The organism is Paenibacillus artemisiicola, assembly GCF_017652985.1.
Taxonomy (GTDB): domain Bacteria; phylum Bacillota; class Bacilli; order Paenibacillales; family Paenibacillaceae; genus Paenibacillus_Z; species Paenibacillus_Z artemisiicola.
This window is the reverse complement of the sequence record NZ_JAGGDJ010000011.1, coordinates 80,823-95,057: the sequence shown is the minus strand read 5'-3', so window position 1 is coordinate 95,057 and position 14,235 is coordinate 80,823. Positions and strand designations below refer to the sequence as shown.

The window sequence follows — 14,235 nt, the reverse complement described above, 5'->3', positions numbered from 1 at the left end:
ACGTGATCGCGATGCAAGAGTTGCCGGCAGCCTTCGCAACATCCGACATTGAAGCGTGGTTCCGAACGTATTCGCCCCGATTGCACGGCAGTCCGAACGAATTCTATGCCTATCTGCTGGAAAGCGAGCCGCTGTCCGGCGTCGCGGACGCCGGGTACTGGGTCGCGTCCCGGTACGAGGACGTGAACCGGATCTTGAAGGACCCGGTATTCGTCCGCGAATCACGCAACGCGCTGCCGGAGCCGCAGCGGCAGGAGCTGCCGCCGCCTTCCGAGGAATGGAAGCCGGTCGGCGAGCTGCTGGACAATTGGATGCTGTTCCGCGATCCGCCGGCGCATACGCGGCTGAGAAGGCTGGTCAGCCACGCGTTCCTGCCGCGCGCGATGGACCGGCTCGAGCCCAAGGTCCGCGGAATCGCGGAGTATCTGGCCGACGAAATGGCCGAAGCGTCCCGTCCCGACCTGATCGCGTCGTTCGCGTTCCCGCTGCCGGTCATCGTCATCGCCGAGCTGCTCGGCGTGCCGCCGGAGGACCGCGAGCTGTTCAAAGCGTGGTCGCATGTCTTCGCTGGCGTGCTCGAGGGCGGCGACCGGCCGGCGGGGTTCGCGCTGCAAGCGAAGCAAGCCGCGGAGGAGATCTCCGCCTACTTCCGCGATCTGATCGCGGAACGCAAGACCGCTCCGCGCGAGGATATGATTAGCGAGCTGATCGCGGCGCACGAGCAGGGGGAGCGGCTGACGGAGCAGGAGCTCGTCGCGACCTGCGTGCTGATGCTCGTCGCCGGCCACGAGACGACCGTCAATCTGATCGGCAACAGCGTCTACTGCCTGCTCCGGCATCCCGATCAGCTTGCCCTCCTGCTCGCGCGTCCGGAATTGGCCGCCTCCGCCGTCGAAGAGGCGCTGCGCTTCGAAAGCCCCGTGCGGATGACGTCGCGCATCGCGTCCGCCGATTACGAGATCGGCGGACGGACAATCCGCCAAGGTCAGTCCGCGAACGTCATCCTCGGCGCGGCCAATCGCGATCCCGCGCAGTTCGAGCGTCCGAACGTCTTCGATATCGAACGTTCGCCGAACCGTCATTTGGCGTTCGCGTCCGGTCCGCATTTCTGCCTGGGCGCGCCGCTCGCGCGCATGGAAGGCGAGCTCGCGCTGTCCGCGCTGCTGTCGCGCTATCCGCGTATGCGCCTCGCGGACGGCGAGCCGAATTGGCGCCAGAGCCTGCTGTTCCGGGGCTTGGAGACGATGCCGCTGTATCTTTGAGGGCTTTTGTCCGCGGCTGATCGCGCCCGGCCGAACCGTCCTAGCGTCAACTAAAAACGGCCGTACGGGGATTCGTCCCCGTACGGCCGTTCTTTATCGCGTTCGCGGATCAGATCGCCCAGTTGCCGCCGCGGAACAGCGGCTCGGCCGTGCCGTCGGCGCGGATGCCGTCGATGTCGAGCTCGGCGGAGCCGATCATGAAATCGACGTGCACGAGGCTCGAGTTGAGGCCCGCGGCGATTTGCTGCTCTTCGTTCATGGCTTTGCCGCCCTCGACGCAGAAGGCGTACGCCTTGCCGATGGCGAGGTGGCAGGAGGCGTTCTCGTCGAACAGCGTGTTGTAGAAGATGAGGTTCGTGTCCGAGATCGGCGAGCGGTGCGGCACGAGCGCGACTTCGCCGAGGAACGCGGCGCCTTCGTCGGTGCCGATCAGGTTTTGCAGCACTTCAAGGCCTTCTTCGGCCTGAATGTCGACCACTTTGCCGTCCTTGAACGTCAGCACGAAGTCCTTGATCAGGTTGCCGCCGTAGCTGAGCGGCTTCGTGCTGGTGACGGTGCCGTTCGCGCCGCCGCGGAGCGGGGCGGTGAACACTTCCTCCGTCGGCATGTTGGCGACGAAGATATCGCCCTTCGCGTTCTCGCTGCCGGCGCTGATCCAGATATGGCCTTGCGGCAGCTCCAGCGTCAGATCCGTGCCCGGACCGGTGTAGCGGAGCGCGAAATATTTCTTCTCGTTCAGGATGGACGCCTTCCGGTCGAGCACGTCGATGTGCGTCTTCCACGCGGCCACCGGATCGGGCTCGTTGATGCGCGTCGCGGCGAAGATCGCGTCCCAGAGCGCGTCCTGCTGCGCTTCCGGCGCGACGTCCGGGAACACTTTCGCGGCCCAGTCCGCGGACGGCACGGCGACGATCGACCAGCTGACCTTGTCCGACATCGTGTATGTACGCCACGTCTTCAGCGCGATGCCCGCCGCCTTGTTGGCATTGGCGATCCGCTCCGCCGGGATGCCCTTCAGCAGGTCGGGGTTGGCCGCGACGATGCTGAGGAACGCCGCGTTGTCTTCGGCCATGTCTTCCCAGCCTTTGGCGCGCCATTGCGGATACTCCCGGAACGCCTCGTCCGGGGCAAGCTCGTATTTCGTGCGCGTCACGACGTCGTCGCTCCACTCGACGTGGACGTTTTTGGCGCCGGCTTCGTATGCCTTCTTCACGACCTTCCGCACGAAAGGCGCGGACGTGATGCCGGCGGTGACGACGAGCGTCTGGCCTGGCCGGACGTTCACGCCGACCTCCACGGCGAGAGCCGCGTAGCGCTCGAGTTTGGCTTCGAAATCATTGATCATAGTACAAACACTCCTTACTTCCGGATAGCGTTATTTTACCACAAAAGGCGCCTAAACCCTAAAGGGGAGGACGGCGAGACGGCATGCGGCGGCGCGCCTGCCCGCGGGACGCCGAGAACGCCGGCGGGGACGGAGCGCAAGCGAACAGACGAAAATTTTTGCGAACATATTTTCGCATAAAATGCGGCGTAAACCGAAAGGTTAGGCTATAATAGGTAGAAATCTGGAATTTCGCCTCATGAACGGCCAGCACCCGCGCGATCAAGCGGGAGGACGTTGGGGGCCGCGGCACGAAAGGACGGGCGCGAGCATGACGCCTTTTACGGCAGACGTATTGAAGATCATTTCGAGCATCCCGGCTGGGCGCGTCATGACCTACGGCGGCATCGCCGAACGGGCGGGCAGCCCCCGGGCCGCGAGGCAGGTCGTGCGCATCCTTCATTCCATGAGCGGCAAGCACGGCTTGCCGTGGCACCGGGTCATCAACGCGAAGGGCGAGATCGCCATCGGCGACGAGGGCCGGTTCCTCCAGCGCGCGCTGCTGGAAGAGGAGGGCGTGTACGTCAATCCGGCGGGCGTCATCGATTTGGACGAGTACCGGCACGTGCCGGACGCGCCGGAGCCCCAAGAGTAAGGAAGGCAAAGTAAAGCAAGGAAGGCAAGACAAAGCAACGCAGGGGGTCGAAGCCGGATAAGGGCAAGCAAGGAAGGCGCCGGTTCCCGCCAAGGCGGGGGAGACGGCGCGGAGCGACGGGGACCGCTTCGCAGAACCGTTCCCGCACTCGAATCGAAACGGAGGAATACGGCGTGTCGTTCGTAACGCGGCTTCAGTGGTTTTTCAAAACGAGATGGGGGTATTACGCGGTGGCCATCGCCTTGATGGCGACCGTGAACCTGCTTCAGACGATTCCGCCCAAAATGATCGGCAACACGATCGACCATATCCAGCGCGGCAAGCTGACCGCGTCCGAGCTGAGCCATACCGTTCTGCTGCTGGTCGGACTCGCGCTGCTCATGTACGGGCTCGTCTACGTCTGGATCACGACGCTCTACGGCAATTCGGTGCTGCTCGAGAAGCTGCTGCGCGGCCGCTTCATGGCGCATCTGACGCGGATGACGCCGAGCTTCTTCCAGCGCAACAGCACGGGCCAGCTGATGGCGCTCGCCACCAACGACATTCTCGCCATCGGCAATACGGCGGGCTACGGCGTCATGACGCTGGTCAACACGCTGGTCGGCGCGTCGGTCGTCATCATTACGATGATCTCGCTCATCGACTACCGGCTCATGCTGGCGGCGCTGGTGCCGCTGCCGCTTCTGGCGGTCGCGATCAGCTACCTCGGGCGCAAGGTGCGCACGCGCTTCCTGGCCGCCCAGGACGCGTTCGGCAAGATGAACGACCATGCGCTGGAGTCGATCTCCGGCATCCGCGTCCTGCGCTCCTACGTGCAGGAGCACCGGGACCTCGACGCGTTCGACGCCGTGACGACCGGCGTCATGGACCGCAACCGCGAAGTATCGGTGCTGAACGCGATGTTTCAGCCGATCATTTCGCTCATCGTCGGCGTCAGCTATTCGATCGGCATCGGCTACGGGTCTTATTTGGTGTTCACCCACGACATCTCGCTCGGGCAGCTCGTCTCGTTCAACATCTACTTGGGGATGCTGATCTGGCCGATGATTTCGTTCGGGGAATTCATCAACGTGCTGCAGCGGGGCAACGCCTCGGCAGACCGCGTGGAGCGGTCGTTCCGCCAGGAGCCGGATCTTGCCGATCCCGAGCGGCCGGTCGACGTCGAGGTGCCGGAGCGGATCGAGATGCGCGAGCTCTCGTTCACGTACCCGGCCGCGGAGCATCCAAGCCTGCGGGGCGTCTCGTTCCGGCTGGAGCGCGGGCAGACGCTCGGCATCGTCGGGCGCACGGGCAGCGGGAAGAGCACGCTGCTGAAGCAGCTGCTGCGGCAGTATCCGCTCGAGCGGGAACGGCTCTTCTTCTCGGGCGTGCCCGTCGAGGCGATCGCGATCGACCGGGTGAAAGCGTGGGTCGCCTACGTGCCGCAGGAGCATCTGCTGTTGTCCAAGACGATTAGCGACAATATCGCCCTCGGCAAACCGGACGCCTCGGACGCGGAGATCGCCAAGGCGGTGGACATGGCATCCTTCGCCGCGGACGTCGCGCTCATGCCGGAAGGGCTCGGCACGATCGTCGGCGAGAACGGCGTCATGCTCTCCGGCGGGCAGAAGCAGCGGCTCGCGATCGCGCGGGCGCTCCTGATGAACGCCGAGATTCTGGTCATGGACGACTCGCTCTCGGCCGTCGACGCGCGGACCGAGACCCGGATTCTGTCGCATATCCGGCAGGAACGCGCCGGCAGGACGACCCTCATCGCGACGCATCGCCTGTCCGCCGTCAGCCACGCCGACTGGATCCTCGTGCTCGACGAAGGCCGGATCGCGGAGGAAGGCACGCACGAAGAGCTGATGCACTTCGGCGGCTGGTACCGGAAGCAGTGGGATCGCCAGCAGATGGAAGCCGGGCTGGAGGAGTAGCCATTACAAGCGCCCTTGGAGGCACAGGAGGTCGTCCACGATGAAGTCAACGACCGCGGGCAGGCTGGCACGCTATGCCCTCGCGTACAAATACCGCATTCTCGCGGCCATGCTCATTCTCTGCTGCGCCGTCGGCGCGGAGCTCGGCGGGCCGTACATCGCCAAGACCATTATCGACAACCATCTTTCCCAGGACAAAGACGACATCGCCGCCGTGCTCCGGCTGCTCGCCCTGTACATGGGGCTGCTGCTGACGGCGAGCGTTTGCAATTTCTCGCAATCGTATTTGCTGCAGACGACGGCGCTTCGCATCATTAAGAACATGCGGATGGACCTCATGAAGCATATCTCCCGCATTCCGGTGCGGTACTTCGACAATACGCCGATCGGCCAGGTCGTTTCGCGGATCGCGAACGACACGGAAGCGATCCGCGACCTGTTCATGAGCTTCATGGCGACGTTCGTCGTCAGCCTCGTGCAACTCGCCGGCATCTACGTGGCCCTGTTCGTGCTGGACGCCCGGCTCGCGCTGATCACGCTGGCGCTGCCGCCGCTGTTCGTCGTCATCATGTACGTCCACCTGAAATATTCCAAGATCTATATCACGATCATGCGCGCCCGGCTGAGCGACATGAACGCGATGTTCAACGAGACGATTAACGTCATGCCGGTCATCCAGGCGTTCCGCCGCGAGCAGACGACGATTCGCGAATTCGAGACGCTCAACCACGACCGGTACGCGAACCAGGTGAAGCAGTTCCGGGTGTTCTCGCTCTCTTCGCGCAACATCGTCGGCACGATCGGCGGGCTGTTGACGGCGCTGGTCATCTGGTATTTCGGGAACGAGTCGCTGACGGCGGCGTCGATCTCGTTCGGGGTGTTTTACGCGTTCATCGATTATCTGGGGCGGATCTTCAACCCCATCATCGGCATCTTCGACCAGCTCATGAACGCGCAGCGGGCGTTCGTGTCCGGCGAGAAGGTGTTCGCCATCATGGATCTCGAAGGCAAGGACGTGGAGGAAGCGGAAGGGACGCCGCGCCCGGAGGGCGCCGTGAAGTTCGACGGCGTCACGTTCGCCTACAAGGAAGGCGAGAACGTCCTGAAGGGCATTTCGTTCGAGGCGCGCAAGGGCGAGACGGTGGCGCTCGTCGGCCATACCGGCTCGGGCAAGAGCTCCATCCTGAATCTGCTGCTCGGCTTCTACGAACCGCAGCAGGGCGTCATCTCCATCGACGGGCGGGATATCGGGACGTACTCGAAGCAGGAGCTGCGCAAACATATGGGCATCGTGCTGCAGGATCCGTTTCTGTTCGCGGGCGATATCAAATTCAACGTCAGCCTTTATAATAAAGACATCACGTTCGAGCGGGTGAAGGCGGCGCTGCGCGAGGTCGGCGCGTCATCGTTCGTCGAGCAGCTGCCGAACGGGTACGACGAGCAGGTCGTGGAACGGGGCAGCACGCTGTCCTCGGGCCAGCGGCAGCTCATCTCGTTCGCGCGGGCGCTCGCGTTCGATCCGTCTATTCTCATCCTGGACGAAGCGACGGCGAACATCGACAGCGAGACGGAAGGCTTGATCCAGCAGGCGCTCAAGGTCGTGAGCGCCGGACGGACGACGCTCGTCATCGCGCACCGGCTGTCCACGATCCGCGAGGCGGACCAGATTCTCGTGCTGCATCGCGGCGAGATCGTGGAACGCGGCAATCATCGCGAGCTGATGGCGCTGGAAGGGCGCTATTATAAAATGTACCAGCTGCAGACGGGCGAGACGGCCGCGGCGCAGACCGGGGAAGGCGCCGCGCGGCCGGCGGAGGGCGGATCCCAGGCGGGCGGCTCGCCGATCGTCATCTGACGCGGCGGGCATGACGGCACAAGGAAGCTATCGGAGAGGGCGAATGGACGATGGGCGAATGGGCGGCAAGCGAATTCAAGAAGCCGGACGGCACGCTGAACGAAGCGTTGATCGCGGGACGGGAGACGTTATACACGGGCATGAACGGGCAGCGGGTGGAGCGGCTGTTCCTGAGCACGGGGGCGCGGGTCATCTATAAACCGCTCACCAACGACAGCCAACTGGGGCTGGAAGCGTGGGTGTACGCCCGCGTGCTCCCGCTGCTGCCGCAGATCTATCCGAAGCTGCTGGCGTTCTCGGGCAACGCGCTGCCGGACGCGGAGCACGCGGGCCCGGACGTCGCGGCGGGAGCCGCGGATCCGGCCGGGCATGGCGAAGCCGGCGGCTGGTGCCTGTTCGAGGACCTGGGACCGCTGTCGCACGCCTTCGATGCGGCAACGGCCGAAGCGCTCGTTCCGTATATCGCGCAGTGGCACGCGCTGCCCGTCGACGGCTTGCTGGACGCCCCGCTGCTCGGACCGAAGCCGATGATCGAAGCGCTGCTCGCGGACGTGCTGGACCGGGAAGACGCGCTGCACGCCGCGTTGTCCGCCGCCCTGCCGGAGGGGGCGGCCCTGCTGGAGCGGGTCGCGGCGCCGCTGCGCTCAGGCGGAGCGCTCCATGTCACGGCGCCGGGCTGGTCCCGGCGGGTGCTGTCGCACGGCGACCTGCATCTCGGCAACTACGCGCTCGCTTCGGGCGGCGTGAAGGTGCTCGATTGGGAGCATGCGCATCTGAACAGCCCTTACTGGGATTTGTACCATCTGATCGATCTGTCCCATCCCGTGTTCCCGAAGACGATGGACGCGGACGTCCGGTCGCGGCTGTTGGACGTTTATGTTTCCGAGGCGGCCCGCAGGGGCATGCCGGCGGACGGGGCTGAATTCAAGCGGGAGTATGCGTTATTCGCCGCCGTGTTTTCGCTTTGGATGCTGCTGCTGATCGAGAAGGATCTCGCGGCGCTTCGGCGGGACGCGGCGTTGCCCGCCAAGTGGTCGCCGGAGCAGTTGCGCCGGCAGCGGACGGAAACGCTGGCCAGCTTCGCGCAGTGCGCGGCGCTGCTGGATGCGGCGGACTAATCGCGAGAGGATGAGGAGGCGCTTGCCGATGGGAGAAGAATCGCAACCGGAGCTTGAATCGAGCCGGGCCCGCCTGCGCCGGCCGGACGTCGTCCGGCTGCTGGCGGAAGAATTGTCCGGCAGCGAGCTGAATACGCTGCTGCTGGAGGTGTTCCGCGCGCGGACCGCGGCTTCGTCCGCCGCCGACCTGCTGCGCCGGTACCGGGAGAACCGCTTCGTGAAGCCCGCGGCGGCCGATCCGATCGCGCTGAAGCGGCTGGAACTCGAGCTGCTGGCGATCGCGGTCCGGCACGGCGCCGCGCCGGTGCAGCTCTCGCCCGTCGCGCCGCTCGGAACGGCATCGGTCATCGCGGAGGTCGACCAGAACAACGTCGTCTCCGCTCTGCGGGGGACGGAGGTCGTCTCGGACGCGACCAATTTGCTAGCGCTGCATGCGTGCGAGCTGATTCGGGCCGAGGGAGGGTCGCGCCGCAGGGACGAGCGGCTGCGGCTGTGCACGACGCACCGGCACGTGCGCGCGCAGTTCTTCGGGAACGCGCCGGGCATGCTGCCGCACTTCCATCTCTTCGGCCAGGTAACCGCCGGACGCGACACCGGCTCGTACGGCTTCGAGAAGCCGGCGTTCTGGGAGCACGTCGACGTCTACCGGACGATCTTCCGCGAGCGCTTCGATGCGGATATCGAGGTGGTTCTGAGCGCGCGCGGCGGGTATCCGGACGCCGAAGGGCTGGTGGCGCGGATCGCCGCGGACGGCGAGGCGAACGGCGCGGGCATCCGCGTCTCGATCGGAGAAGCGAAGCCGGATCACCGCTATTACGCGGGGCTGCAGTTCGCGGTCAAGACGACGATCGCGGGCAGGGAGCTGACGATCGGCGACGGCGGCTTCGTCGATTGGACGCAGCGGCTCCTCGGCAGCAAGAAGGAACGGCTGCTGATCAGCGCGATCGGGCTGGATCGGCTGATGAGCTGACCGCGCCGGCGATGCCGACAAAAAAGCACTCCGCGAACGGCCATGAAGGCGGTTCGGGAGTGCTTTTTGACGTCTCGCGTTAATCGGCGGCTTGCAGTCCGCCGGCTTCGGCGATGATTTCGAACGAGCGCAGCCGGGCTTGGTGATCGTAAATCTGGGACGTGACGATCAGCTCGTCGGCCATCGTGTCCCGGAGGATTTCCTGCAGCCGGTTCTCGACGGCGGCTTTGGCGCCGATGACGCCGAACTGGAATTTGGACCGCAGCGCTTCGCGTTCGTGCGGCTGCCACAGCGCGTCCATGTCGGCGACCGGCGGCTTCAGCTTGCCGGGACGGCCGCGGATCAAGCTGAGGAATTGCTGCTGCTGCGACGTCGCCAGGAACTGGGCTTCATCGTCGGTGTCGGCCGCGACGATGTTGACGCCGATCATGACGTACGGCTTCTCCAGCGCGCCGGACGGGCGGAAGCTGCTGCGGTACAGGTGGATCGCCTGCATCAGGTATTCCGGCGCGAAATGGCTCGCGAACGAGAAGGGCAGGCCGAGCTCGCCGGCCAGCTTCGCGCTGAAGCCGCTCGAGCCGAGCAGCCAGATCGGCACCTGCTGTCCTTCGCCCGGCGTAGCCCGGACCGGCATGTATTCGCCCTCGGGCGGGTTGAAGTAATGCCGCAGCTCGCTCAGCAGCTCGGGGAAGTCCTCCCCGTGCGTCCGCAGGTCGCGGCGAAGCGCCCGCACGGTCGATTGGTCGGACCCGGGCGCGCGGCCGAGGCCGAGATCGATCCGGCCGGGGTACATCGACTCCAGCGTGCCGAATTGCTCCGCGATGACGAGCGGGGCGTGGTTCGGCAGCATGATGCCGCCCGAGCCGACGCGAATCCGCTTCGTGCCGCCGGCCACGTAGCCGATGACGACGGACGTGGCCGAGCTGGCGATGCCGGCCATGTTATGGTGCTCGGCGAGCCAATAGCGGTTGTAGCCGAGACGCTCGGCCAATCTCGCGAGCTCCATCGTATGGCGGAAGGACTCCGCCGGCGTCCCGCCCTCCACGACGGGCGCCAGGTCGAGGACGGAAAGCGGAACGGAACGTTCAAGGGGCATAGGAAGACCTCCTAAAAAGTGGTGGGATGATGCGATGCCGGGAATGCGGCGAGATGAGCAGCAACCGCTTCGGAAGCTTGAACTTCGTTTTTGCGAGCGAAGCCCGCAGACGCAGCTCCCTCGCCGCGAGGGGGCCGGCCTCTATCTCAAACGACAGTACGACAATCATGAAAGGATACGTTCATATTATGGAACAGGGGTGGGTAAATAGCAAGCAGCTAACCTTTTGTTAGTGCAATAATTCTCCAATCCAACCGATCGCCGCAGCATGCCGGACAACGCGTCAGCCTGTGTATGCTTCCCGAAAATCCCCCTTTTCCGTTTCCATGGAAACGTCCCGCCCATCCCTCGCCGTTGCTGTCGAAATACCGGGCGAAATGGCAGAAACGGCCATATTATTTACCCCCTATTTTTGCTATAGTGAGGGAAAGTTATCCGTGTCCCGGGGGTGTCCGCGCTGACGATCCTGAAACGACTGGCTTCCTTGTCCATCCTGCCCAAGCTTGTCCTGACCTTCCTCCTGACCCTCGCGCCGCTCTACATCATCGGCTGGCGAATGAACGAAATCGGCTCGCGCCACGTGCAAAAAGAGCTGACCGATTCGCTCGTTTCCCGGACCTCGCTCTATATGAACATGCTGGAATTCGACCTCGACGGCGTCATCCGCCAACTGCAGGAATACGTCAACGACGACGACTTGCTCAAGCTCACCTCCTCCTCCGAAGTCATGACCGAAATCGAGAAGATGCAAGCCCAGCTCCGCATCAAGAGCAAGCTCGACCTGCTCAAAAAGTCCAGTAAATTCGTCGAAGATGCAATCGCTTTCATCCCCGTGATGGACCGGACCGTCTCCGCGAACGACAATATTATCGGCGATTTCGACCAGGCGCAGTTCGAGGCGCTGACGCAGTCGACGAACCGGTTCGAGGCGCCGTTTCTCGTCTGGAAGGACCGGATCTTCATCAGCCTGCCGTACCCCGATCCGGCGGTGTCCGGCCGGCAGAAGCCGGTGTTCCTGCTGGCCGTGGAGGTATCCCGGACCAAGCTGGAGGCGGCGCTGCAGGAATTCACCAACGAAGGCGGCCGGACGGCGCTCGTCGGCAACAAGCAGCCGTTCATCATCACCGGCGGCGAGACGGCGGTCGACGAGGCGCTCGTGCGCGATTTTCAGCGGGAGGGCGAAGGGGCCGCGGAGAATCAGCTGCAGGCCGTCAGCTGGAAAGGGACGCCGTATTTGCTCGTCTCCAACCATTCCCCGCGCCTCGACATGTCGCTGCTCATGTACGTGCCCGAAGCGAAAGTGAACGCGTCGCTCGAGGTGTACCGGTTCTGGTTCTACGTGCTGTCGGTCGTCTCCGTCATCCTGGTGCTGCTGTTCTCGTACAGCATCTACCTCATCATCCACCAGCCGCTCAAGCGGCTCGTCCGCTCCTTCCGCCGCATCGAGCAAGGCCAGTTCAACCTGGAGGTGCACTACCCGCTGCAGGACGAATTCGGCTACCTGTACGGCCAGTTCAACGGCATGGTGCGGCGGCTCGACGTGCTGGTCCACGAGGTGTACGAGCAGCAGTACCGGGCGCGCCTCGCGGAGCTGCGGCATCTGCAGTCGCAGATCAATCCGCATTTTCTCTATAACAGCTACTTCATCCTGTACCGCATGGCGAAGCAGAGGGATCACGACAACGTCGTTTACTTTACGAAGCATCTCGGGGAGTACTTCCAATACATCACGCGCGACGGCTCCGACGAGGTGCCGCTGCGCAGCGAGGTCCAGCACGCCCGCACGTACGCGGAGATCCAGTCCATCCGCTTCTCGGAGCGGATCACGGTGGATTTCGACGAGGTGCCGGAGGCGATCCGCGAATTCCCGGTGCCGCGGCTGATCGTGCAGCCGATCATCGAGAACGCGTACAACCACGGCTTGGAAAACAAACGCCGCGACGGCCTCATCGCCGTGCGGTTCCGCGAGCGGGAGAGCGCGATCGACATCATCATCGAGGACAACGGCGACGACCTGAACGAGGAGAAGCTCCGCACCATGCAGGCGGGCTTGCTGGACAAGGCCGAGCCGTCGGAGCATACGGGGATGCTCAACGTCCACCGGCGCATCATCATCCGGTACGGCGGGGGCGGGCTGACGCTAGAGCTCGGCGCGGACCGCGGACTTAAAGTGACCATGACGATTCCGAGAGAGGCAGGTGGCGGCCATGTACCGCTTATTGATCGTTGACGACGAGCGCTTCACGGTGGACGGACTGTACGAGATGATCGAGGAGATCGAAGAGTTGGAGCTGGACCTGTACCGCGCCTACTCGCCGGAGGAAGCGCTGGACTGGCTGGCGCGGGCCAAAATCGACATCGTGCTGAGCGACGTGCGCATGCCCGGCATGACGGGGCTGGAGCTGCAGAAGCGGATCGTCGCGCAGTGGCCGCGGTGCAAAATCATTTTCCTGACCGGCATCCATCAGCTGGAGACCGCGCAGACGGCGATGCGGACGGGCTCCATCGACTATATTCTCAAGACCGAGGGCGACGAAGCGATCGAGCGCAGCATCCGCAAAGCCGTCGCGGCGCTGGACGCGGAGACGGCGAGCGAAAGCTTCCTGCTGCAGGCCAAGCGGCGCGTCAGCGAGGCGATGCCCCTGCTGCACCGCGACTGGCTGCAGGCCGTGCTGGAGCGGCAGGCGCCGGCCGCGACGGACGGGAAGCTGGCGGAGCTGCAGGTTCCGCTGCGCCGCGGACTGCCCGTGCTCCCGCTCATCGGCCGGATCGACTGGCCGGAGGCGGCGGGCTATCGCGACCGGTCGCTGCTGCTGTACGCGGTCCAAAATATCGCGGCCGAGTATTACGAGCCGCTGGCGTTCTTCTCGGTCAGCCTGGACATGAGCCATTTCATGTGCCTGCTGCAGCCGCGGGCGGCGGGTGACGGGACGGACGCGGCGGACTCCGGAGCTGCGGAAGAGGCCGGAGCCTCGGAAAGCGCTGGAATCGCGAAAGCTGCCGGAGCTGCGGAAAAGGATGGGGCCTCGGAAAGCGCCGCAGCCGCGGAAAAGGACGCGGACGATGCCGCTGTCGCGGACGATGCCGGAGCCGCGGACGATGCCGCGTACGAGGCGGACCCGGCCTGGCCGCAGACGGTCGGTTTCGCGCGCGGGACGATGGAATCCGTGCAGCGGACCTGCGAGCGGCTGCTGCAGCTGGACGTTTCGCTGATCGGCTGCGTCCGGCCGGTCGCGTGGACGGCGCTGCCGGACGCGTACGACGCCATGCGGCGACAGCTGCAGATCGGGCTCGGCTCCCGCGACCGGATGCTGCTGCTCTGGCGGCCGGACGAGGGGGACGCGCGGCCCCGGGAGCCGGAGCTGCAGCCGCCCGCGCCGCCGCGCGTCATCGGCTCGCAGCTGGAACGCCTGCTGGAGGAGGGGAACGAGGCGGCATTGGCGGAAGCCGTGCGGGCGTACCTCCTGCTGCCGGCCCGGTATGCGGACTATGCGCGGGCGTACTACGCGATCGCCGGCCTGCTCCTCGGGCATCTGGCGCCCGAAGGGGCGGAGCCGGCGGAAGACGACGGAGGCGCCATCGACGCGTTGATGAACCTGTCCGCGCACCGCAGCCGGGAAGACGCGCTGCAGCGGCTGCTGGGCGTCGCGTCGGACATCCTCGCGCGGCGCCGGACGGTGCAGACGGAATGCACGCGGCAGGTCATCGCGAAGCTGCACGCGTTCATTCGGGCCAACCTGGCGGGCGATCTGTCCTTGACGCGGCTGTCCGAGGTCGTCTATTTGAACCCGGCGTACTTGTCCGTGCTGTACAAGCAGCAAACCGGCCTTAACCTGTCCGAATACATCGCGGAGGCGCGGCTCGAGAAGGCGAAGGAGCTGCTCGCGACGACGCCGCTCAAGATTCAGGACATCGCCGATCGGGTCGGCTTCGAGACGGCGGGCTATTTCAACCGCTTCTTCAAGAAAAGGCTGCGCGTCACGCCGCAGGAATATCGGGCCCGGGCTTAGTCCCCGGGCCTTTGCCGCGAACAGATTCT

General features: G+C 64.9%; 10 protein-coding genes. 8 read left to right on the top strand and 2 right to left on the bottom strand.

Features of this window, described 5'->3' with window-relative positions; all coding sequences use genetic code 11:
* Positions 1-11 precede the first annotated feature (11 nt).
* Positions 12-1,262, top strand: a complete 1,251-nt coding sequence (locus I8J29_RS15780; protein ID WP_208848503.1) for a cytochrome P450 — start codon at positions 12-14, stop codon at positions 1,260-1,262.
* A 109-nt stretch (positions 1,263-1,371) separates the two neighbouring features.
* On the opposite strand, the gene I8J29_RS15775 is transcribed toward I8J29_RS15780, so the two are convergent.
* Complete coding sequence (locus I8J29_RS15775; RefSeq protein WP_208848552.1) at positions 1,372-2,604, bottom strand: aminopeptidase; 1,233 nt, start codon at positions 2,602-2,604, stop codon at positions 1,372-1,374.
* A gap of 313 nt (positions 2,605-2,917) precedes the next feature.
* Here I8J29_RS15775 and I8J29_RS15770 point away from each other — a divergent pair, with 313 nt between their 5' ends.
* The 5 genes from I8J29_RS15770 (at position 2,918) to I8J29_RS15750 (ending at position 9,100) form a co-directional block, all read left to right on the top strand.
* The gene (locus tag I8J29_RS15770) at positions 2,918-3,241 is read left to right on the top strand and encodes an MGMT family protein (protein ID WP_208848502.1); all 324 of its coding nucleotides are present in this window, start codon (positions 2,918-2,920) and stop codon (positions 3,239-3,241) included.
* Between the two features lie 173 nt (positions 3,242-3,414).
* Positions 3,415-5,157, top strand: coding sequence for an ABC transporter ATP-binding protein (locus I8J29_RS15765; RefSeq protein WP_208848501.1), 1,743 nt, complete (start codon positions 3,415-3,417; stop codon positions 5,155-5,157).
* 40 nt (positions 5,158-5,197) lie between these two features.
* The gene (locus I8J29_RS15760; RefSeq protein ID WP_208848500.1) at positions 5,198-7,012 is read left to right on the top strand and encodes an ABC transporter ATP-binding protein; all 1,815 of its coding nucleotides are present in this window, start codon (positions 5,198-5,200) and stop codon (positions 7,010-7,012) included.
* Between the two features lie 50 nt (positions 7,013-7,062).
* A complete protein-coding gene (locus I8J29_RS15755; protein ID WP_208848499.1) occupies positions 7,063-8,130 on the top strand; it encodes a phosphotransferase family protein in 1,068 nt (355 codons plus the stop codon).
* A 28-nt stretch (positions 8,131-8,158) separates the two neighbouring features.
* A complete protein-coding gene (locus I8J29_RS15750) occupies positions 8,159-9,100 on the top strand; it encodes a hypothetical protein (RefSeq protein WP_208848498.1) in 942 nt (313 codons plus the stop codon).
* Positions 9,101-9,179: 79 nt separating this feature from the next.
* On the opposite strand, the gene I8J29_RS15745 is transcribed toward I8J29_RS15750, so the two are convergent.
* Positions 9,180-10,196: an LLM class flavin-dependent oxidoreductase gene (locus I8J29_RS15745; protein WP_208848497.1), complete on the bottom strand. Its 1,017-nt coding sequence runs from the start codon at positions 10,194-10,196 to the stop codon at positions 9,180-9,182.
* A gap of 448 nt (positions 10,197-10,644) precedes the next feature.
* Between I8J29_RS15745 and I8J29_RS15740 the strand changes: the two genes are divergently transcribed.
* On the top strand, positions 10,645-12,426 hold the full coding sequence (locus I8J29_RS15740; protein WP_208848496.1) for a sensor histidine kinase: 1,782 nt from the start codon (positions 10,645-10,647) through the stop codon (positions 12,424-12,426).
* Positions 12,404-14,206, top strand: coding sequence for a response regulator (locus tag I8J29_RS15735; RefSeq protein WP_208848495.1), 1,803 nt, complete (start codon positions 12,404-12,406; stop codon positions 14,204-14,206). Before I8J29_RS15740 ends, I8J29_RS15735 begins: the two co-directional genes overlap by 23 nt.
* Positions 14,207-14,235: the final 29 nt, after the last annotated feature.